At 55.1% G+C, this 21,398-nt stretch carries 16 protein-coding genes; 11 read left to right on the top strand and 5 right to left on the bottom strand.

Annotated elements, in window-relative coordinates:
* Window positions 1-37: 37 nt before the first annotated feature.
* Both MJ923_RS02865 and gltB read right to left on the bottom strand, forming a co-directional pair.
* Window positions 38-1,456 (bottom strand): FAD-dependent oxidoreductase, encoded by a 1,419-nt coding sequence (locus tag MJ923_RS02865; protein ID WP_240589826.1) that lies wholly within the window; start codon window positions 1,454-1,456, stop codon window positions 38-40.
* Between the two features lie 6 nt (window positions 1,457-1,462).
* Window positions 1,463-5,911, bottom strand: a complete 4,449-nt coding sequence (gene gltB / locus MJ923_RS02870) for a glutamate synthase large subunit (RefSeq protein WP_240589827.1) — start codon at window positions 5,909-5,911, stop codon at window positions 1,463-1,465.
* A gap of 520 nt (window positions 5,912-6,431) precedes the next feature.
* On the opposite strand from gltB, the gene mnmL reads away from it, so the two are divergent.
* On the top strand, window positions 6,432-7,397 hold the full coding sequence (mnmL, locus tag MJ923_RS02875; RefSeq protein WP_240589828.1) for a tRNA modification radical SAM protein MnmL/YtqA: 966 nt from the start codon (window positions 6,432-6,434) through the stop codon (window positions 7,395-7,397).
* 229 nt (window positions 7,398-7,626) lie between these two features.
* Window positions 7,627-7,992, top strand: coding sequence for an Hpt domain-containing protein (locus tag MJ923_RS02880; protein ID WP_240589829.1), 366 nt, complete (start codon window positions 7,627-7,629; stop codon window positions 7,990-7,992).
* On the opposite strand, the gene MJ923_RS02885 is transcribed toward MJ923_RS02880, so the two are convergent.
* Entirely contained in the window at window positions 7,993-9,714 is a 1,722-nt protein-coding gene (locus MJ923_RS02885) for a GGDEF domain-containing protein (protein ID WP_240589830.1), read from the bottom strand.
* A gap of 172 nt (window positions 9,715-9,886) precedes the next feature.
* Between MJ923_RS02885 and oxyR the strand changes: the two genes are divergently transcribed.
* Window positions 9,887-10,798: a hydrogen peroxide-inducible genes transcriptional activator OxyR gene (gene oxyR / locus MJ923_RS02890; protein WP_240589831.1), complete on the top strand. Its 912-nt coding sequence runs from the start codon at window positions 9,887-9,889 to the stop codon at window positions 10,796-10,798.
* A 105-nt stretch (window positions 10,799-10,903) separates the two neighbouring features.
* On the opposite strand, the gene MJ923_RS02895 is transcribed toward oxyR, so the two are convergent.
* The gene (locus MJ923_RS02895; RefSeq protein ID WP_240589832.1) at window positions 10,904-11,980 is read right to left on the bottom strand and encodes an adenylate/guanylate cyclase domain-containing protein; all 1,077 of its coding nucleotides are present in this window, start codon (window positions 11,978-11,980) and stop codon (window positions 10,904-10,906) included.
* A 129-nt stretch (window positions 11,981-12,109) separates the two neighbouring features.
* A complete protein-coding gene (gene mutH, locus MJ923_RS02900) occupies window positions 12,110-12,784 on the bottom strand; it encodes a DNA mismatch repair endonuclease MutH (protein WP_240589833.1) in 675 nt (224 codons plus the stop codon).
* A 695-nt stretch (window positions 12,785-13,479) separates the two neighbouring features.
* Here mutH and rppH point away from each other — a divergent pair.
* From rppH to nhaR, 8 genes are all read left to right on the top strand, one after another.
* Window positions 13,480-13,998 (top strand): RNA pyrophosphohydrolase, encoded by a 519-nt coding sequence (rppH, locus tag MJ923_RS02905; RefSeq protein ID WP_126165998.1) that lies wholly within the window; start codon window positions 13,480-13,482, stop codon window positions 13,996-13,998.
* Window positions 13,999-14,030: 32 nt separating this feature from the next.
* On the top strand, window positions 14,031-16,265 hold the full coding sequence (gene ptsP / locus MJ923_RS02910; protein WP_240589834.1) for a phosphoenolpyruvate--protein phosphotransferase: 2,235 nt from the start codon (window positions 14,031-14,033) through the stop codon (window positions 16,263-16,265).
* A 63-nt stretch (window positions 16,266-16,328) separates the two neighbouring features.
* Window positions 16,329-17,129 (top strand): sulfite exporter TauE/SafE family protein, encoded by an 801-nt coding sequence (locus tag MJ923_RS02915; RefSeq protein WP_240589835.1) that lies wholly within the window; start codon window positions 16,329-16,331, stop codon window positions 17,127-17,129.
* A gap of 27 nt (window positions 17,130-17,156) precedes the next feature.
* Window positions 17,157-17,963: a prolipoprotein diacylglyceryl transferase gene (gene lgt, locus MJ923_RS02920; RefSeq protein ID WP_240589836.1), complete on the top strand. Its 807-nt coding sequence runs from the start codon at window positions 17,157-17,159 to the stop codon at window positions 17,961-17,963.
* Window positions 17,963-18,757: a thymidylate synthase gene (gene thyA / locus MJ923_RS02925; RefSeq protein WP_126166002.1), complete on the top strand. Its 795-nt coding sequence runs from the start codon at window positions 17,963-17,965 to the stop codon at window positions 18,755-18,757. The genes lgt and thyA overlap by 1 nt, the downstream gene beginning before the upstream one ends.
* Before the next feature lie 120 nt (window positions 18,758-18,877).
* On the top strand, window positions 18,878-20,053 hold the full coding sequence (gene nhaA / locus MJ923_RS02930) for a Na+/H+ antiporter NhaA (RefSeq protein WP_126166003.1): 1,176 nt from the start codon (window positions 18,878-18,880) through the stop codon (window positions 20,051-20,053).
* Window positions 20,050-20,433 carry a hypothetical protein gene (locus tag MJ923_RS02935; protein ID WP_126166004.1) on the top strand — a complete coding sequence of 128 codons (384 nt, stop codon included), beginning with the start codon at window positions 20,050-20,052 and terminating at the stop codon, window positions 20,431-20,433. The genes nhaA and MJ923_RS02935 overlap by 4 nt, the downstream gene beginning before the upstream one ends.
* Before the next feature lie 16 nt (window positions 20,434-20,449).
* Window positions 20,450-21,358, top strand: coding sequence for a transcriptional activator NhaR (gene nhaR / locus MJ923_RS02940; protein ID WP_240589837.1), 909 nt, complete (start codon window positions 20,450-20,452; stop codon window positions 21,356-21,358).
* Window positions 21,359-21,398: the final 40 nt, after the last annotated feature.

Consider the following 21,398-nt stretch of genomic DNA (forward strand, 5'->3'; position numbering starts at 1 on the left):
CTTTCGGATGCGCAAGACACAAGCAAAGGGTGCCGGATCAGGCGGTTGCCGTCTCCAGGAAGTTGAGGATCCCAAGCGCCGCGTCGCGGCCTTCGGCGATAGCGGTTACCACCAGATCTGAGCCGCGCACCATATCGCCACCGGCAAACACCTTGGGGTTGGTGGTTTGGAATGGATTGTCGGCCACCTTGGGCGCCTTGACCCGACCCTTGTCATCGAGCTGGATGCCAAAGTCGGCAAACCAGGGGGCAGGGCTTGGCTGGAAGCCAAAGGCGATGATGATGGCATCAGCCTCAAGCAACTGCTCGCTGCCGGGGATGGGCTCGGCGCTGCGGCGGCCATTGGCATCGGCTTCGCCCATTTGGGTTTCCACGCATTCGATGCCCGCCACTTTGCCGTTTTCGGTCTTGATGGCTACTGGCTGGCGGTTAAACAGGAAGTTTACTCCTTCTTCGCGGGCATTTTGCACCTCGCGGCGGGAGCCAGGCATGTTTTGTTCGTCGCGGCGATAAGCACAGGTCACCTGGCTTGCACCCTGACGTACTGCGGTGCGCACACAGTCCATGGCGGTGTCGCCGCCGCCCAGTACCACCACCTTCTTGCCAGCGAGGTTGATGTAGGGGTTTTGGTCGCTCTGCTGGCCGAGCAGCTCCATGGTGTTGCCGATAAGGTAGGGCAGAGCCTGAAGCACGCCGTCGGCGTCCTCACCGGGCAAGCCGGCCTTCATGGCGCTGTAGGTGCCCATGCCGAGAAACACGGCGTCATAGTCTTTCAGCAAGTCACTGAAGGCGATGTCTTTGCCAACGGTGACCCCCAAACGAAACTCGATACCCATGCCTTCGAGTACCTGACGGCGGGTTTGCATCACCGATTTATCCAGCTTGAACGAGGGAATACCGTAGGTCAGCAGGCCACCGATCTGCGGATACTTGTCGAACACCACCGCCTTGATGCCGTTGCGGGCGAGAATATCGGCACAGCCAAGACCGGCAGGGCCGGCACCGACAATCGCGACCTTCTCAGTTCGAGGTGTGACCTTGCTCATATCCGGGCGCCAGCCCTGGGCGATGGCGGTGTCGGTGATGTACTTTTCCACATTGCCGATGGTCACGGCGCCGAAGTCGTCGTTCAGGGTACAGGCGCCTTCACAGAGTCTGTCCTGAGGACAGACCCGGCCGCAAATTTCTGGCAGGGTGTTGGTTTCGTGCACCAGATCCGCCGCTTCCATAATGCGTCCCTGCTTGGCCAGTTTGAGCCAGTTGGGGATGTAGTTGTGCAGCGGGCACTTCCATTCGCAGTAAGGGTTGCCGCAATCGAGGCAACGGTCCGCCTGCTCATTTACCTGGCCTTGAGTAAAGGGCTGATAAATTTCAATAAACTGCGTAGAGCGCAACTTGATTGGTTGCTTGGATGGATCCTTGCGGCCCACTTCAATGAACTGAAAATCGTTACTCATAGTGCATTATCCCGCTTTTACTGCCAGTTCAGGGTTTGGCTTTTCCAGCTTAAGCAAGTCGGCCACCGCCACGTTCTTGGGTTTCACCAGCACGAAGCAATCGAGCCAGTTATCGAAGTCGCTCAGGATGGCCCGGGCGTGTTCGCTGCCGGTTTCGGCCACGTGCTCTTCGATCAGCCCCTTAAGGTGCTTCTGATGGATAACAGACTCCACCTTCTGGGTGTCGACCATCTCGGTATTCACCCGGCGGTTAAAGCGGCCGAACTGGTCGAATACATAGGCAAAACCACCTGTCATACCCGCACCGAAGTTCACCCCGGTCTTGCCGAGTACCACCACAATGCCGCCGGTCATGTATTCGCAGCCGTTGTCACCCAGACCTTCCACCACGGCGACGGCGCCGGAGTTACGCACGCCGAAACGCTCGCCCGCCTGACCTGCCGCAAAGAACTTGCCGCCGGTGGCGCCATAGAGGCAGGTGTTACCCACAATGGCGGTGCGCTCACTCTGGAAGGCGCTGCCGATAGGCGGATAGATAGACAGCTTGCCGCCGGACATGCCTTTGCCGACGTAATCGTTGGCATCGCCGCACAGGCTCATATCTAGGCCGGGGGCATTCCATACGCCGAAGCTTTGACCGGCGGTGCCGTTAAACGACAGGCTGATTGGCGCCTTGGCACCGCTGAGGCCCCACTGGCTGGCGATAACCCCCGACAGAGTGGCACCCACAGAACGGTCGGTGTTGTTGATGCTGTAGGCCGCGCTGAAGCTCTCGCCAGCGGCCACGGCCGCTTCGGTATCTTTCACCAGACGCTGGTTCAGCTCGCCATTGTCGGCGGGCGGGTTGGTTTCCAGCCAGGTGCGGGCAGAACCTTCGCGCACGTCCGGCTGATACAGGATAGGAGACAAGTCCAGACCATGTTGCTTCTCGGTCTCGCCCTGAAGCGCCTGCAGCCATTCGCTGCGGCCCACCAGATCTTCAAAGCGGCTAACGCCCAGCCTGGCCATCCACTCACGTACTTCCTCGGCCACGAACTCGAAGTAGGTCATTACCCGCTCGGGCAGGCCGTGGTAGTGGTTGTCTCGCAGGTTCTTGTCCTGAGTCGCCACGCCGGTGGCACAGTTGTTCAGGTGGCAAATTCGCAGGTACTTACAGCCAAGGGCGATCATGGGCACAGTGCCGAAACCGAAGCTCTCGGCGCCCAGCAGCGCAGCCTTGATAACGTCTGTGCCGGTCTTGAGACCACCATCCACCTGCAGGCGAATTTTGTGTCTCAGGCCGTTTTCCACCAGAGATTGATGTACTTCGGCCAGACCCAGCTCCCAGGGGGAGCCGGCATATTTCACCGAGGTGATGGGGCTGGCGCCCGTGCCGCCGTCATAGCCGGATACGGTGATCATATCGGCGTACGCCTTGGCGACACCGGTGGCAATGGTGCCGATGCCTGGTTCAGACACCAGCTTTACGCTCACCAGCGCCTTGGGATTGATTTGCTTCAAATCGAAAATCAGCTGCGCCAAATCTTCAATCGAATAAATGTCGTGGTGTGGTGGGGGCGAAATCAGGGTTACACCGGGGCGTGCATACCGCAGACCGGCAATCTCAACACTCACCTTATGGCCGGGCAACTGGCCGCCTTCGCCGGGCTTGGCGCCTTGAGCCACCTTGATTTGCAGCACTTCGGCGTTAACCAGATAGTGGGCGGTGACACCAAAACGACCAGAAGCAATCTGCTTGATGGCAGAGTTTTTCTCGGTGCCGAAACGGCGTGGATCTTCACCACCTTCACCTGAGTTGGAGCGGCCACCAAGGCGGTTCATGGCAATGGCCAGCGCCTCGTGGGCTTCCGGACTCAGAGCGCCGATACTCATGGCGGCGCTGTCAAAGCGTGGATACAGTGCCTTGGCTTCTTCTACCTTGGCCAGTTCAATGGCGGCGTCTGTACCTTTTACGCTGAAAAGGTCACGCAGCATGGCCACCGGGCGCTCGTCCACCAGGCGGGCGAACTCTTTGTATTTGCTATAGTCGCGGCCATGGAGGGAGGCCTGCAGGGTGTTAACCACATCCGGGTTGAAGGCGTGGTATTCGCCACCTTCCACGTACTTGAGCAGACCGCCCTGGGGCAGTGCAACATGGGGGCGGAAAGCTGCCAGATGCAGTTGCTTCTGATCCTTGGCCAGATGATCGAAACCAACGCCTTCGATACGGCTCACCACGCCTTTGAAGCAGAGTTCAATCACGTCACGGGCAAGACCGATGGCTTCAAATTGCTGGCTGCAGCGATAAGAGGCCACTGTGCTGATCCCCATCTTGGACATGATTTTGCGCAGTCCCTTTTCGATGCCGTAACGGAAGTTCAGCATCAGGGCGACCATGTCGTCGGCGTCGTTGCGCTTGGCCATATCAGCGATTGATTCATACACCAGATAGGGGTAGATGGCCGTGGCACCAAAGCCCAGCAATACCGCAAAGTGGTGTGGATCACGGGCTGACGCGGTTTCAACGATGATGTTGGTGTCGCAGCGCAGGCTCTTGGACACCAGCATCTGCTGCACTGCACCCACGGCCATGGCGGCCGGGATCACCTGACGGTTCTTGGCCACTGCGCGATCTGAGAGTACCAGCAGGGTGGTACCGGTACGTGCCAGGCGCTCGGCATCGTCAGTGATGCGACGAATGGCGTTTTCCAGGCCTTCGGCCGGATCGTAGTTCAGGTCGACAATATTGGCGCGATAGTAGGCTTTATCGAGCGACATCAACTGGTTGAAGTCGGAGTACAGCAGTATCGGAGAGTTGAACATCACCCGGTAGGCATTGCCCGTGGTTTCGTTAAACAGGTTTTGCTCACGGCCAACGCAGGTGGCCAGCGACATCACGTGCTTTTCACGCAATGGGTCGATAGGCGGGTTGGTTACCTGGGCAAACTTCTGACGGAAGTAGTCGTACAGGGAGCGCTGCTTTTTCGACAGCACTGCCATGGGAGTATCGTCGCCCATGGAGCCTACTGCTTCTTCGCCCTGACGTGCCAGAACCCAAATCACCTGTTCGAGTTCTTCACGGCTGTAGCCAAACAGTTTTTGATACTGCAACAGGGTGTCACGGCTGAATTCGCTGGCGCCGTGCTGCTCGCCGGTCATCTCTTCGGCCGGTTTCAGGGTGCGGCTGTTTTTCGCCATCCACTCCTTGTAGGGGTGGCGGCGCTTGAGGTCGTTATCAATCTCAAATGACTGGTACAGACGGCCGTTAAGGGTATCGAGCACCAGCAGTTCGCCTGGGCCCACACGGCCTTTTTCGACCACTTCATCGGGCTGGTAGTCCCAAATGCCTACTTCTGAGGCCAGGGTCAGGATACGGTCTTTGGTGATCACATAACGTGATGGACGCAGGCCGTTACGGTCCACGGCGCAGGCAGCGTGGCGACCATTGGTCATCACAATGCCGGCCGGGCCGTCCCAGGGCTCCATATGCATGGAGTTAAAGTCGTAGAAGGCTTTCAGCTCTTCGTCCATCTCTGGGTTACTTTGCCATGCGGGCGGGATCAGCAAACGCATGGCGCGGTACAGATCCATACCACCGGAGAGCAGCATTTCCAGCATGTTATCCAGTGAGGACGAGTCTGAGCCGGTTTCGTTTACAAAGGGCGCGGCCTGCTGCAAATCGGGCAGCAGTGGCGAGTTGAATTTGTACGCGCGGGCACGGGCCCATTGACGGTTGCCGGTGATGGTGTTGATTTCACCGTTGTGCGCCAGGTAGCGAAATGGCTGTGCCAGTGGCCACTTGGGCGAGGTGTTGGTTGAAAAGCGCTGGTGGAACAGGCAGATAGCGCTTTCCAGACGAATGTCAGCAAGGTCTGGATAGAAGGCTGGCAGATCGGCGGGCATCATCAGGCCCTTGTACACAATCACCTGACCGGAAAGGCTGGCCACATAAAAGTCGGGGTCGGCAGTCATTTGCTGCTCGAGGCGACGACGGGCCATGTATAGACGACGTTCCAGATCCTTTTCACGCCAGCCGATGGGGGCGTTGATCAGCACCTGCACAATGCGGGGCAGGCTGGATTTGCCGATATCACCCAGCACGTCCGGGTTTACCGGCACTTCGCGCCAACCGGCAATGCACAGGGTTTCTTTTTCCAGCTCACGCTCGAGCAGGAAACGGGTAGCGGCGACGCGCTCTTCATCCTGGCTTAAAAAGAACATGCCCACGGCAAATTTACGGGAAAGGTGCCAGTCGTTCTCGGCGGCAATGGCCTCAAAGAACTTGATGGGCAGCTGCATGAGCAGGCCACAGCCGTCACCGGTGCGACCATCTGAGGCAATACCGCCTCGGTGTTTCATGCGATCCAGTCCCGTAATAGCAGTACGCACAATGCGATGACTGGCCTCTCCGTCCATCTGGGCTATCAGACCGAATCCACAATTGTCCCGCTCAAAACTGGGATGATACAAGCTCATACAAATCCCCCACCTAAAACCTCTGATTGATACTGCTCGGGGAACCACGCAAAAAACATTGATAGATATGCACCCGAATTTCCCAAATTATCCCGAGAATTTACAAAGGTCAAACCTAAAGATTGCATAAAACATGGGTAAAAAATCATGTTTCATACACTTTTGATAATTGCTTTACGTTAACGTCAACTGATAAAGTTGATGTATAACATTATGAATAATAGGAATTTTAAAAATATAGCATTTTGCGCTTTACCAAAATGTAACAAAATGAGCGATTGTTTTGGCTTTGGGAATAGTGATTTTTTTTGCAAATACAGTAATTCGCTTTTGTTACATCTGGATTGATTAACTATTCAGAAAGCGTGATTAAGATCCACTTTTCGGTGCATTGGGTGCGAATGTGTATCACAAAAAGGGATTAAATCGACTGCGATTGACCTGGATCCGGATCCTGCCAAGGGGAACCGGCTAGAGTGCCGGCTTATTCTTTGATGTGTTCGAATTAGCGGAGTTTGGCGTGGCCCAATCTGTATCTGTGTCTCCAGGCCTTGATGCACTGGTGAATACCTTTGGCAATGATTGTCGGCAGCGTTATGGGCGCCGGGTGCGAAAACTGACCCTGGATGCGCACTTCACCTGCCCAAACCGGGATGGCAACCTCGGCATTGGTGGCTGCACCTTCTGCCATGTGCCTTCTTTTAACAGTGACGATGGCGAGCGTTATAACATCAGCTCGCAGTTAAAACGGCAAATGGCAGGGCGCCAGGATGAGCTGTTCTTCATTTATTTTCAGGCTTATACCAGCACTTACGATGAAGTTTCGGTACTGAAAGCCCGTTATGACGAAGCGCTGTCGCTCGGTAAGGTGGCCGGATTATTTGTCGGCACCCGTCCGGATTGTGTACCCGATGAGGTGCTGGATTTGCTCGGCAGTTACCGTGACTGCGGTATTGATGTCTGGCTCGACCTTGGTTTGCAGTCTGCCCGCGATGACACTCTGAGACGGATTAATCGTGGCCATGGTTTTTCCGCGTACGAGGATGCGGTGCTGCGCGCCCGCGCCAGGGGAATTAAGGTTTGTACCCATCTTATTCTGGGGCTGCCGGGCGAAAGCCATGATGATTACCTCTTCAGCCATCGCCAGGTGCTGGAGCTGGGCGTGGATGGGCTTAAGTTACATCCACTGCACATTGTTGAAGGCAGCACCATGGCCAGGCAGTGGCGTGCCGGTCGGCTGGCGCCCCTGTCACTGCCAGACTATGCCCACAGTGCCGCGGAGCTTATTCGTCGCACCCCCGCCAATATCATCTATCACAGGGTAACTGCCCATGCCCGTGCACCACTGCTGCTGGCGCCCGACTGGTGCGGCCACAAATGGTTGGGACTGACGGCCATCACCGAACGTTTGGCCAAACTGGGAGGTCAGGGCAGTCTCACCGACAGGCCTTTCATCGCCGTGACTCAGTCTGAGATTGCCTGCTGAAAATCGGCTGATAGCGGCGACAGAATGGCTATCTTCTTGACCCTAAATCGAAAGTCTACATTTAGGGTGTGAAGTACGGTAAACGGTTAAATATATGTTAAAAGCAGGAAATATCCAACGAAGTCAAACGCCATACGGTTGCACAGCGGGGCAGAGAGGGTATTATGTGCCATAGCATCGCCGGTAAACTCGCCGGTTTAAAACTTCACTGACTGTTAAGGGGGCCTTGATGGCAACTGCTGAACTGGACAAGATCCTGGATCTCAATACGCTGGAACAATACTGCAGCGCTATCGGTGCCGGGACCCTGCTCAAGAGTGTGGTACTGTTTGAACAGTTGATGCCCGAGTATGTGGGCAATCTGGTGAAGGCAAAGGAAGCAGGCGATAAAGACACCCTGTGTTCTGAAGCACATAAGTTTAAAGGCGCAGCCGGCAGTGTGGGCCTGAAGCGTATCCAGCAATATGCTCAGCTGTTGCAGCACGGCGAAGACACAGCCTGGGAAGCCGGTCACAATGAATGGCTGCAGGCCATTTCAAGCAATGCCTTTGATGACCTAGCTGCACTGAAAGATTTTCTGCAATCCAAAGCCTGATCAGGCTTTCATCGGGCGCTCATCCTTGACCACATAGGGCTTGGAGGGCGCCAGTTCGATTCTGTCCCTGCCGTTTTGCTTTGCCCTGTACAGGGCTTTGTCCGCATCTTCAATCAAGCGGCCTTCGTTTTGCTGATAGCTGTGTACAGTCGAGGCAATACCTATGCTGACGGTACAGTGGATCTCGCCCTGGGCGGTGGTCACCGGTTTTGAGCGGATATTGTTGAGGATAAGCTCGGCAATATGCAGTGCCCCTTGCCCGTGGGTGTTGGGCAAAATGATGGCAAACTCCTCTCCGCCATAACGGCAAATGGCGTCCGATGGGCGTTTCAACACGTAATAAAAGCGCTTGGCAACCGACTTGAGCACTTCGTCTCCCACTCTGTGACCATATTTGTCATTTACATCCTTGAAGTGATCGATATCGATAAGCAGCAGGCTTATGGGCGTTGACTCCCGCGCGCTGCGGGCCATTTCGGCGCTGAAGCGCTCATCGAAAAACTGCCGGTTGCGCAGGCCGGTAAGAAAATCGATGGCGTTTTTCTCCTGCAGCAATCGGTGTTGCAACTCCAGTTCCCGATATTGGTTTTGAAGCAGGTCAAACTGCTCGGCGAGCAGGTGAGACTCCTTCAGCCGCACAAGATCCTTGAGTGTGGCCTTGGAATTGGCGCTGCGCGCCATGGGCTGCATCAACTGCTGGCACAAATATAGAAATACCAGTACAGACATCAAAAGCGGCTGGGCGGCACATAGCGCAAAGTTTTCAAGCTCCGGCCCTGACGACAGGCTGGTGGCGAGGGTGCCTACCATCAGTTGCACTCCAGCCAACAGCAGCCATTGCCCCTGATGCTCAACCATCAGTAGTTGCAGCAGCGACAAAGCGCTCAACAGACAACCTATCAGCAGCACAGGTAACACCAGCGGCAGCGCAAATTCAACGCTTCCAAGGGCGGCAATGCCAATACTTAGCCCACACAGTGTCTGCATTATTAGCATTTTCTTCAGGCTGGTGGACAACTGCTCGTGCTGGAACAGGCGGTAGTTGGCACAGGCTTGGGCAAGTGTGAGGGCAATCGGCCAGAACGGCGGTGTTGGCAGCAACGCTGAGGGCGGCAGCATCAACAGCAGCAGCGGAATGGAGACCAATAAAGGCACCGCCGCCAGTGGCGTACGCAGCTGCGGCAGTAAGCTCATCAGCCCCAGACACAACATCAGCGTGAGCTGGGCGCCGAAGATTAGCAACAGGATGCTGCGCTGAACCTGATCCCAATGTTGCCACCAACTGCGCTTCCAAAGCGTTTGCGGCAATTGCTTCCCTTGCAGGTAAAAGGTGACTGACTCACCGGGGTCAAGGGTAAGCGCCAATTGCCTTACCGGCATAGGGGCGGGCAATTGCTCCAGTGGCAGTTCAGAAACGCTGCCAGAGCTGTGCCGTAACAGATAAATTTTGGCCGGCGGGACCCACAGTGGTTGGGTGAGTACCCAATGGCTCACGTCATCGGATTGATTTTTAAGGGGGAGCTGTTGCCAAGGCAATTCGTGGCCATGACTGTCGAGTTGTGTCGGTAAGTTGAGTGACTCGAAGGAAGCTAGTAGCGGCGTTTGATACAAGGGGGCAAGGGGTAATTGGCGGTTGGCATCAGACAGGGTTATTCCCTCACCCCAAGCGGATAAGAGCGGGAACAAGAGCAGGAAATACAAAATCCCTTTCAGCCCTGACATCGGCGGATCCTTCAATTGCCAATCCGGAAAAGTGTAGCTCATTGGGGTGTAGTGACAAGGGATTGGGCAGATATTGCTCACATAACTGTACGCAGGTCTTATGCGCACTCAGGGTTCCTGTGTTACAGTTGCTTGGTAGTTTCAATCCATTCGTGCGGTGGTAATCGAAAAAATGAAACATCTCCCCAGCCTCAAAAATCTCTACTACCTGGTGAATTTGTATCAGGAACAAAACTTTAATCGCGCCGCCAAGGTGTGCAATGTCAGCCAGTCGACGCTCTCAAGTGGTATTCAAAACCTTGAGGAGCAGTTGGGGCACCAATTGATTGAGCGCGACCATAAATCCTTTATGTTTACTGCCATTGGCGAAGAGGTGGTGGGGCGTTGCCGCAAAATTCTGACCGATGTGGACGATCTGGTTGAGCTGGTGCGCAATCAGGGCGAACCCATGACCGGCGAGATCCGCTTGGGCTGTATTCCCACCATAGCGCCGTTTTTGCTGAGCCGGGTGGTGCGCCACTGCCAACAAAACTACCCGGAATTGGTGCTCTTACTGAAAGAAGACACCACCGAGCGTCTGCTTGATGCCCTCGGCAAGGGCGAGCTGGACTTATTGCTGCTGGCGCTGCCGGTGGACACCAGTGGTTTCCACAGCATGAAGGTGGGGGTCGACCCGTTCAAAATGGTCGTGCATGGCGACCTTTCTCCGGAGATCCATGAGCCTATTGATTATCAGACTCTGCCGGATGAGAGTATCTTTTTGCTGCAAAGCGAGCACTGCATTACCGGGCATGCCATCAGCGCCTGCCAGCTTGGGGACTCCAACAAAATTAACCCGTTTGCCGCCACCAGTTTGCACACCCTGGTGCAGATGGTAAACAGCAAGCTGGGTACCACTTTCCTGCCGCAAATGGCGATTGATGCCGGTATCCTGAACGATACCGAACTGCAGGTAATGGACCCACCCGGCAGTTCGCCTTATCGCGATATTGGCCTGGTGTGGCGTCAGACTACCAGCCGGATCCGTACCTTCCGAACCCTGGGGCTGGAAATAGAAAAACTGCTCAGCAAGGAAAGGGTGTGAGCCTGCGCTAATTACAAATAAAAAGGCGACTCTCAGAAGTCGCCATTTTTTTGCAATGTGATTGACCAGCTAAGTAAGGCGCAAGTGTTTCGGGGCTGAAGACATTTAGCCGACACGCCTTGGCGTCACGCCGAATACTTCAATAGAGTGCTGCTTGCCCTTAAGCTTAACCGGCCCCAGAGCGGAGAGGTTATAACCGCTGTCTTCGGTTTCAAGTCTTGCCGCCAATGCACCGGAAATCAGCATCCGCTGTCCCAGTGGATTACATTGATCCTGCAGGCGCGCCAATGTGTTCAGTACGTCGCTGAAGAAACTGATCTCCTGCTTTTGCACCCCCACCACGGCTGCCACCACCTGACCACAGTGTGCTGCCGCCTTGAACTTGGGCACAAAGCCATAATGTTCTTCAAAATATTGCCGTTGCCAGTTGAGTTGCTGACTGAATTCCCAATAGATGTTCATGCAGCGGTCGTTCTTCACCCCTTCATGCAGCGGCCAGTGGATAAGCACCGCATCGCCCATATAGCGGTATATTTCGGCTTCATTGCTGGCCACTGTATCGGACAGCAGGCTGAAGCTGTCCTGGATTAGGCGGCTGAAACGATAGTCGCCAAGGGATTCGGCGTGAGTGGTGCTGGCTACCATGTCCAGATACAAAAACAGCCGCTGCTCGTACCTTGGTTTGTGATATTTGCCAAGGCCGATATTCAAAAGCACCCGCGGACCTACCAGCAGCGCCATTTGCTCGATAAAGGCAAGTCCCAGCCGCACCACCACCAAATACACAATCAATGCCTGGAATGAGGGACTGTAGAGCACATGCACTGTGAGCATCTGCCGCAGGGTGGTCATGTGGTTTTCAATCGCCCACATATTCAAAAACTGAGTGATATAGGCGAGGGTGGTGGCGCCAAGCAGCAAAAACAGCCCCTTGAACAACACCGAGAATAAGTAAGGCAGGCGATTGATGGCGCTGAAATCGGCAATCAAATTCGACATCCAATGCAGGCTGCCAAAAATAATCCCCATGTAAATTGCGAGGGTCGCAAGATCGGCCGAACCTACGGCCCATTGAGGCAGATCCTGAGTCTGTGCGTATCGAAAGAAGACGAACGCGGCCATGGCAATGCCCCAGGCCAGGATGGCAAATAACAGCTTTTTAGCCTGACGACTCGCTCTCACGGTAGCTTCAGTATCCGAAGTTATAAGGTATTACGAAGAATGAGCTAGTGTATAGAAAACCTGTGCCTCATTACCAGCCCTTGGCGTGATCTGAATCAATGCTTGGGGCGATATTGGCGTGATTGGCTACTATTCGCCAAATGCCTGGCGCAATATGGCCTGAGTGAAGTTGGTTTTCAGGTAAAAGCCCCGGGGATTGGTGAGTCCGACAGTGCCATCTTCCATAATGCATTCGGTTTTGGCCGCGGCGTTGGCGGCCTTGGGACGCAGTTGCAGCACTTCACCGTGGCGAGCGGTAAGACCAGTCACTTTGCCGATGGCAATCAGTTCCATGATTTCCTCCCAGTCTTGCCTGAGCTGCTCGCTCTCGGTCATGGAAGGGCGCCACAGCACGGGGGTGCCGATACGCCTGTCTGTCAGCGGAATGCTTCTTTCGCCCTCGACCGGGATCCACAGCACCTGCTCCAGCTTATGCTTCACCAGACTCTGCTCCCACTTGAGGCCGCCGACATCCATCAGCGGTGCCACGCACACATAGGTGGTTTCCAATGGCTTGCCACGGCTATCGATGGGAATGGTTTTAAGCTCAACACCCAGGTGCAGAAAGTCCTGCTCCGGGCGGGAGCCTGCCAGCGCACCCAGCTCTTGCTCAATTAACTGACCAATCCAGCCTTTATCTCGCCTTAGATTGGCCGGAACCGGCCAGCCTAGACCTGCTGCCAGTTGGCCAAGACTTAACCCCGCCATCTGGTGGGCGCGATCCAATAGTTCTTCCAGGCTTTGAGGCGAACGGGGGGCATTCATGGGGCGGATTCTACGCCCTTTGGGGATAAGATCCAACTTGGCTATTTTTTGTTCGCAAATTCAGCTTGGATAAGTTTTTTCTGACTTTGCTTATCTAATGCCATGTAAAATAAAGGTATTTATCTTTGTGTATATCGTATTATCCTCAGCCGTTAAAGTTACCCGCTGATTTCCCCGACATTCCCCACAAATTTATCCACAGAATTATGGGATAACTGGGATAAATCCAGCCCATTACCCCAGCTAAATATCACTGTCAACGAAAAATGTGCGCTATTTTTATGGTTGCAATGGGGCGAATCTGCCTTGGCTTGTGTATAAAACTGACAGTATTCCGCAGTTATTTAGCCTTCATCATTGGCTGGTTTATTTTTGTTCGATCTGTGGTTAATTACAGCAGTTGTGAAACGATCATTTTGCATAAGTCATATAAAATAGTCACTTAGAAGGCGTTTATGAAGAAAGTGATCTTTGCCGATCTGCACTAATAATGAACATTTTCACGGTTTCCTTCGACTTGCCTACAGAGATATCCACAGTTTTTGTGGATATGATCCCGTTTTAATATAGCTCTCTGTTGATAATCGCAAAAAGGACTGAAATTTATCCAAAGGTGGCGCAGAAATAGGGGTTTGCTGCCAGCTTGGCTTTGTGAAACAATCCTTCTATTACGATTTGTGTATTTTGGAGTCCATGTGATTGATAGCGACGGCTTTCGCGCAAATGTGGGCATCATCATCTGTAACTCTTTCGGCCAGGTCATGTGGGCCAGGCGATTTGGACAACATTCATGGCAATTCCCACAGGGTGGGGTAGATGACGGTGAAAGTGCCGAAGATGCCATGTATCGTGAGCTGTATGAGGAAGTTGGCCTCAGGCCTGAGCATGTCCAGATCCTGACCTCTACCCGTTCCTGGCTCAGATACCGTTTGCCAAAACGTCTGGTGCGTCAGGACAGCAAGCCCGTGTGTATCGGCCAGAAGCAGAAGTGGTTTTTGCTGATGCTCAAGAGTCCGGAAAATGCCATTAACCTGAATTCATCTGGTCATCCTGAGTTTGATGATTGGCGCTGGGTCAGCTATTGGTATCCGGTGCGCCAGGTGGTGTCATTCAAGCGGGATGTGTATCGCAAGGTAATGAAGGAGTTCGCGCCCACTGCGCTGGCCCTGCAATCCCGCGAGCCACCCAGAGGCAAACGCAACAACAGACGTTAATCAGCGCGCCGACAGTCAAGGGGGATCTGCCAGTGCTCAACACGCTCAGGGATATTACGCAGTCAGTCGCTTCGGCTCATACGCTGGAGCTGGCACTCGAATCCTTGGTGGCTCAAACCAAGGCCGCCATGGAGACCGAGTGCTGCTCTGTTTATATCCTCGAGCAGCAGCAACTGGTGTTGTCCGCTACCGATGGCCTTGAGAAAACCGCCGTTGGCCGGGTGCGTATGCCGGTCAGTGAAGGTTTGGTGGGTCTGGTTGCCGAGCGCGAAGAAGCCATTAACCTGGCTGATGCCCATCTGCACCCCAGATTCAAACTCTTCCCCGAAGCCAATGAAGACGAATACCGCGCCTTCCTTGCAGCTCCCATTATCTATCAAAAACAATTACTTGGCGTAATTGTGGTGCAGCAGGCCAAGGCCCGCCAGTTTAATGAAGGCGAAGAAGCCTTCCTGATGACTCTGGCGGCGCAGCTTGCGATGGCCATTCGCGGTCTGAAACGGCGGGCCGAAGTGCACTCGCTGGATGAGCAGGTACTGTTTACCGGTACCAGTGCCTCACCTGGGGTGGCCATTGCCCATGCGTTGGTGCTGGGCGGTGAGATTTCGCTGCAGCAGCCGGATATCAAAGTAAATGATGTCGCAATCGAAGCCGAGCGCCTTAAGCATGCCATCGGTCGCAGCCGCGATGCACTGACTGCGCTTGCCCAGCGTTTCGATGGCGATCAGGACGACGAGCTGAGCTCTATTTTTACCTCGCTGCAATCGCTGCTCGAAGACATGAGCCTTGGCGGCGAATATCAGCGCGAGCTTGCCAGTGGCTGGAGCGCCGAATCGGCGGTCAGTCGGGTGTCGCTGCGTTACATCGCCCAGTTTGAGGCAATGGAAGATGGCTATCTTCGTGAGCGGGCAAGCGATATTCGAGACCTTGGGCAGAGGGTGCTGCGGCAACTGATTGAACCTGGTCGCATGGCGCTTGACCCGGACAAGCCGGTGATCCTGGTGACTCGTGAAGCCGATACCAGCATGTTGGCCGAGTTTCCGCGCCAAAAGCTGGCGGGCATAGTGACAGAGCTTGGCGGGGTGAACTCCCACGCCGCGATTCTGGCCCGAGCCCTTGGAGTGCCCGCCATTATTGGTGTTGAGCAGGTGCTGCAGGCCAACCTTGATAAAAAGCAGCTGGTGCTGAACGCCAGTCGCGGGCTGCTGATGGTATCGCCATCGCCGTCGGTGGTGGATGAATACCGCAATCTTATCAGCGCCCAAAAGGCGCTGGCACGTCAGTATGCCGAGGAGCTTAACGAGCCCGCGGTCACCAAAGATGGCCATCGCATTCATTTGTACCTCAATGCAGGGCTGATGAGCGGCGTTGCCAGCGAAATTGCTGATGGCGCCGATGGTATTGGCCTGTATCGCACCGAAATCCCATTTATGTTGCAGCAGCGCTTCCCCTCGGAGTCCGAGCAGGTCAAGGTGTACCAGACGGTGTTGCAATCGGCAGCAGGGCGCCCTGTGGTCATGCGCACCCTGGATGTGGGGGGCGATAAGCCATTGCCGTACTTCCCGATTTCTGAAGAGAACCCCTTCCTTGGCTGGCGGGGGATCCGTTTGTCGCTGGATCATCCAGAGCTGTTTTTGGTGCAGCTGCGGGCCATGATGCAAGCCGCCGGTGATGGCGATAACCTGAAAATTCTGCTGCCGATGGTGAGCAGTATCGATGAAATTGATGAGGCGCTGTTGTACCTCGAACAGGCCTTCAGTGAGCTTCAGGCCGATGTGAATCCGGCGCTGAAGCGGCCACCGATTGGGGTAATGCTTGAGGTGCCGGCATTGCTGTTCCAGCTTGCTGAGGTGGCAAAGCGGGTCGACTTTGTCTCTGTGGGCAGTAACGATTTGACTCAGTATTTGCTGGCGGTGGACCGTAACAACCCCAGGGTCAGCAGCCTGTTCGACTCCTTTCATCCCGGCATTTTGCGGGCGCTTAGACGGGCACTGGTTGACTGTCGTCAGCTCAATCTTGAAGTCAGCGTCTGTGGTGAGCTCGCCGGTGAGCCCATGGGCGCGCTGCTGCTGGTGGCCATGGGGTACGATCAGCTTTCGATGAACCAGGGCAGTTTGGCGCGGATAAACTACCTGCTGCGGCGGGTGGAGCGTGCTGAGCTTGAAGCCTTGCTCGAGCTGGTGCTGCAGATGTCCAATGGTCAGGATGTGCGTGAATTGGTGCGGGAATATCTGGATAGCCGCGAGCTTATTTCCATCCTCGGTTAGGGTCGCGTCCCAGGCCGTAATGCTTTAAGCTATCTGGCCATTGAAGAATCACAAGGTTTTGCCGTGGAACAAGTCATCTGGGTGATAGGCTGGTGTGTGCTGCTGGGAGCCTTTGTTGGCTTTATGGCTGGACTGCTGGGGATCGGCGGCGGCCTGATGATAGTGCCTGCGCTGCTCTACTTACTGCCAAGCGTGGGTTTCGGCGCCGACTATCTGCCCCACGTTGCTATCGCCACGTCACTGTCGGCGATTATTCTTACTTCGCTTTCCTCCGCCAAGGCCCACCATGGCCGCGGCAATATCGACTTTTCACTGCTAGAAGTGCTGGCTCCTGCGGTGCTGCTTGGTGCACTGGCCTCCGGGTTTGTGTCTGAACGTATTCCGGCGGAGCAGCTGCGTCAGGCCTTCGCAATTTTTGTCATCCTGATGGCGCTGCAAATGGCCTATCCGTTCAAGACGGAGTCAAACCGCAGTTTGCCATCGGCGGCCGCCTTGTTTGTCATCGTGTTTTTTATCGCCCTGATTGCCGGCTTGATGGGTATTGGTGGCGGTGTCTTGTTGGTGCCGCTATTGACCTTTTTTGGTGTTGCCATGCGCACCGCCGTCGGCGTGTCGGCCGGAACCGGCCTGTTGATTGCGCTCTCCGGCAGTACAGGTTACGTGATTGCCGGCTGGAATGCTCAGGGCATGCCCGATTACACCTTGGGTTACGTTTATCTGCCCGCGCTGGTTGGGATTGTCTGTACTTCGGTGCTGACCGCGCCCCTTGGCGCCAAAGCCGCCAGCAGCTGGCCAACCGCTATCCTGAAGAAAATTTTTGCGCTGCTTCTGACCATAATTGGACTGCGCCTGGTGGTGGGCTGACGCCACACCCACAAACCCGAGTATGTTATGCCGCTGACGTTTCCTGATATCGACCCTGTGATTGCCCGTTTCGGGCCGTTTGAGCTTTTTGGTCAAACCTTCGAGCCTGCACTGCGCTGGTACGGCATGATGTACCTGGTGGGTTTTTTGGCTGCACTGTGGCTTTTGAATCGCAAGGCCGACCAGTCCGGCGGTGTTTGGAGTCGTGAGCAGGTATCCGATCTGCTGTTTTACGGCTTCCTTGGGGTCGTGCTCGGTGGCCGGATTGGCTATGTGGTGTTTTACCATTTCGACCTGTTTATGGCCGACCCCCTGTATCTGTTTAAGATTTCCGAAGGGGGCATGTCTTTCCATGGTGGCCTGATTGGGGTGATTAGCGCCATGGTGTACATTGCCTGGCGTCAGCGTCGGCCCTTCTTTGCCGTGGCTGACATGGTGGCGCCTGTGGTGCCCATAGGCCTGGGGGCTGGGCGCATCGGCAACTTTATCAATGGTGAGCTGTGGGGACTGGTGTCGGATGTGCCCTGGGCCATGGTATTTCCAACTGGCGGCCCCGAGCCGCGCCATCCCTCGCAGCTGTATCAATTTGCACTGGAGGGGGTTGCCCTGTATCTGCTGCTGTGGTGGTATGCCAAGCGCACAACCAAGGTGGGGGCGGTTTCCGGGATGTTTTTGCTCGGTTATGGGCTGTTTCGAATTTTGGTGGAAACCGTGCGTCAGCCCGACGCTCACCTTGGCTTATACCTCGGTTTTTTAACCATGGGACAAATTCTTTCATTGCCGATGATCCTCTTCGGCCTGTATTTGATTTTGCGTAAACAGGAAGCGCGCTGATGAAGCAATATCTCGATTTAATGCAGCACATTCTCGATAAAGGCACCGACAAGAGTGACAGAACCGGAACCGGCACCCGCTCGGTTTTCGGTTATCAGATGCGCTTTGATCTTAACGAAGGTTTCCCGCTGGTCACCACCAAGAAATGTCATCTTCGCTCGATTATTCATGAATTGCTTTGGTTTTTGCAGGGTGACACCAATGTTGCTTATCTGCATGAAAACAAAGTGAGTATTTGGGATGAATGGGCCGATGAGAACGGCAACCTTGGTCCGGTATATGGCGCTCAGTGGCGCAGTTGGCCAACCCCTGATGGCCGCCACATCGACCAGATAACCCAGGTGATTGAGCAGATTAAATCCAACCCTGACTCACGTCGTTTGATTGTGTCGGCCTGGAACGTGGGTGAACTCGACAAGATGGCACTGGCCCCTTGCCACGCGTTTTTCCAGTTTTATGTGGCCGATGGCAAGCTGAGCTGCCAGCTGTATCAGCGCTCCTGCGACGTGTTCCTGGGCTTGCCATTTAACATTGCCAGCTATGCCTTGCTGACCATGATGGTGGCGCAGCAGTGCGATCTCGAACTGGGGGATTTTGTCTGGACCGGTGGCGATACTCACCTGTACAGCAATCACATGGAACAAACCCAGCTGCAGCTGTCCCGTGAACCACGTCCGCTGCCCACCATGACCATAGCGCGCCGCCCCGAGTCGATTTTTGACTACCGCTTCGAAGACTTCGAACTCAGCGGTTATGACCCTCATCCCCACATCAAGGCCCCTGTTGCCATCTAGTTGATGAAACTTTCGTCTGATACCTCGGAAATATCGAGGTATCAGGCAGAAACTTACGATTATGTTTGTTAATCTGATTTCGCTACACTCAGGACATTAGGTTTCTTTGGGAGTAACGAAATGGATAAGGCTATTCGTAATTTTTTGAGCCAGGAGTCTGCCGGTGGCATCTTGCTGCTGGTGGCCGTTGCACTGGCCATGTTGCTCGCCAACTCGCCGCTTTCCGGTCTGTATCAGGGGTTTCTTAACACCGAGATGCAGGTGCGTTTTGGCGCGTTGGACATCAATAAGCCATTGCTGTTGTGGATTAACGACGGCCTGATGGCACTGTTCTTTTTGCTCATTGGTCTGGAAGTTAAACGTGAGCTGCTGGAAGGCGCGCTGTCGAGCCCGTCCAAGGCATCGCTGCCTACCTTTGCCGCCATCGGCGGTATGTTGGTTCCGGCGGCCATTTACCTGTTCTTCAACTATGCCGATCCTGCAACCAAGGTAGGCTGGGCCATTCCGGCCGCCACCGATATTGCCTTTGCGCTGGGGATCATGGCGCTGCTGGGTAATCGCGTGCCCGTGGCGCTTAAGGTGTTCCTGCTGGCGCTGGCCATTATCGACGACCTTGGCGTGATTGTGATTATCGCGCTGTTCTACAGCACGGATCTGTCGATGCTGAGCCTTATCATTGCCGCCGTGGCAGTGACCGGCCTGGTCGCGCTGAACCGTAAGGGTGTTACTGCCCTCGCACCATATGGCGTGCTTGGTATCATCCTGTGGATCGCGGTGCTTAAATCCGGTGTGCACGCCACTCTTGCTGGCGTGGTGATTGCCTTCTGTATTCCGCTGCGTGCAAAAGACGGCAGCTCGCCCTCAGAGCATCTGGAGCACAGCCTGCACCCCTGGAGTAATTTCCTTATTCTGCCGGTGTTTGCCTTTGCCAACGCCGGTGTGCCGCTTGGCAACATGGGGCTGGACAGCCTGACATCGCCCGTGCCTGTGGGTATTGCGCTGGGCTTGCTGCTGGGCAAGCCGATTGGTGTGATGGTGTTCAGTTATATCGCCGTCAAACTGCGTTTGGCTGAGCTGCCTCAGGGCATTGGCTGGCGCCAGATTGCACCTGTGTCCGTGATGTGTGGTATCGGCTTTACCATGTCGATGTTTATCGCCTCGCTGGCCTTTGAACATGGCGGCGAAGCCTATGGCGACCTGGCGCGTCTTGGCATTCTGCTCGGCTCGTTGTTTGCAGCCGTAATCGGGTACTTCTGGTTGTCCAAAGTACTGCCTCAAGCGGGAGAAAAAGCATGAAGATCAAATTAGTCTCTGTTATCGCCCTGTCTCTGGTGTCTGGTGTTGCGGCCGCCTCATCGCTGGATACCTGTGTTAAAGACAGTAAGAGTGAGGCCTGCCAAAGCTATCTGGGTGGTGTGGTGGATGGCGCCTTGATGTACAAAACCAGTGCCCTTGGTGCCAGACCCGAAACCAATGGCTTTGAGAGCCGGGCGCTCAAGTACCGAGGCGGCAGCCGCTTTCAGGATGCCAACCGCCGTTTCTGCGCCGACCGCATCCCTGATCGGCAGGTATTGCTCGAGGGGCTCACTGAAGCGGTGAACTCAGGTGAAGTACAGGATCAGGCCGGGTTGACCCAGGCCATGTACAGCCTGCTCGATTGCCAGCGCCTTAAGTAAGGCTGCCGGTTAACTGATGCAGCACCTCAACTATAACCATCTGTATTACTTCTGGATGGTGCAAAGCAAGGGCTCGGTGGCCAAGGCCGCCGAAGCCCTGTGCCTGACCCCGCAAACGGTAACCGGCCAGATAAGAGCGCTGGAAGACCGTCTGGGGGGCGCGCTTTTCAAACGGGTTGGTCGCCAGCTGGAGCCCACGGATCTGGGTGAGCTGGTGTACCGCTACGCCGACAAGATGTTCAACCTGAGCTATGAGCTTCTGGATATCCTCAATTACCGCAAAGATGCCGCCATGTTGTTTGAGGTGGGCATTGCCGATGCGCTGTCCAAGGCACTCTCCAGCCGGGTGCTTTTAAGTGTGCTGCCTACCGACGGCACCATGCGTCTGGCCTGTTATGAAGCGACCCACGAGAGCCTGATGACCCGCCTGCGGGAGCACAAGTTGGATATGATTTTGTCTGATTGTGCCGGTGAGTCGCTCAAATACCCGGAAATCCTCTCCAAAAAGCTCGGTGAATGTGGCGTGAGCTTCTTCTCCGCCCGTGAGTACAGTAAGCCCTTTCCCGCCTGTCTTGAGCAGGACAAGCTTTTGATCCCCGGCAAGCGCACCAGCCTTGGCCAGCAGCTGCATCGCTGGTTTGCCGAAAAGAACCTGACCGTGAGTATCCTCGGTGAATTCGATGATGCGGCCATGATGAAAGCCTTTGGCTTTTTTGGGCAGGGGATTTTTGTGGCGCCGTCCATCTACCGGCAGGACATCCTTGGCCATGGTATGCGGTTATTGGGGGAAACCCTGGATGTGCGCGAGGAATACCACGTGATGTTTGCCGAACGGATGATCCAGCATCCGGCGGTTAAGCGGTTGCTGGAAACCGATTTTATCGATCTGTTCGGCGGCTTCGACAGTCAGGTGCAAAAGTTCTGAGCCGCTGGTCAGGGCCCCGCCAATCCTGCTAGACTTAGCC

This window comes from Shewanella zhuhaiensis, assembly GCF_022484835.1.
Classification (GTDB): Bacteria; Pseudomonadota; Gammaproteobacteria; order Enterobacterales; family Shewanellaceae; genus Shewanella; species Shewanella khirikhana.

Coding starts and splice junctions, on each gene's coding strand:
- MJ923_RS02865 (WP_240589826.1), bottom strand. CDS start 1,456: ATGAGTAACGATTTTCAGTTCATTGAAGTGGGCCGCAAGGATCCATCC.
- gltB (WP_240589827.1), bottom strand. CDS start 5,911: ATGAGCTTGTATCATCCCAGTTTTGAGCGGGACAATTGTGGATTCGGT.
- MJ923_RS02880 (WP_240589829.1), top strand. CDS start 7,627: ATGGCAACTGCTGAACTGGACAAGATCCTGGATCTCAATACGCTGGAA.
- MJ923_RS02885 (WP_240589830.1), bottom strand. CDS start 9,714: ATGTCAGGGCTGAAAGGGATTTTGTATTTCCTGCTCTTGTTCCCGCTC.
- oxyR (WP_240589831.1), top strand. CDS start 9,887: ATGAAACATCTCCCCAGCCTCAAAAATCTCTACTACCTGGTGAATTTG.
- mutH (WP_240589833.1), bottom strand. CDS start 12,784: ATGAATGCCCCCCGTTCGCCTCAAAGCCTGGAAGAACTATTGGATCGC.
- lgt (WP_240589836.1), top strand. CDS start 17,157: ATGCCGCTGACGTTTCCTGATATCGACCCTGTGATTGCCCGTTTCGGG.
- thyA (WP_126166002.1), top strand. CDS start 17,963: ATGAAGCAATATCTCGATTTAATGCAGCACATTCTCGATAAAGGCACC.
- nhaA (WP_126166003.1), top strand. CDS start 18,878: ATGGATAAGGCTATTCGTAATTTTTTGAGCCAGGAGTCTGCCGGTGGC.
- MJ923_RS02935 (WP_126166004.1), top strand. CDS start 20,050: ATGAAGATCAAATTAGTCTCTGTTATCGCCCTGTCTCTGGTGTCTGGT.
- nhaR (WP_240589837.1), top strand. CDS start 20,450: ATGCAGCACCTCAACTATAACCATCTGTATTACTTCTGGATGGTGCAA.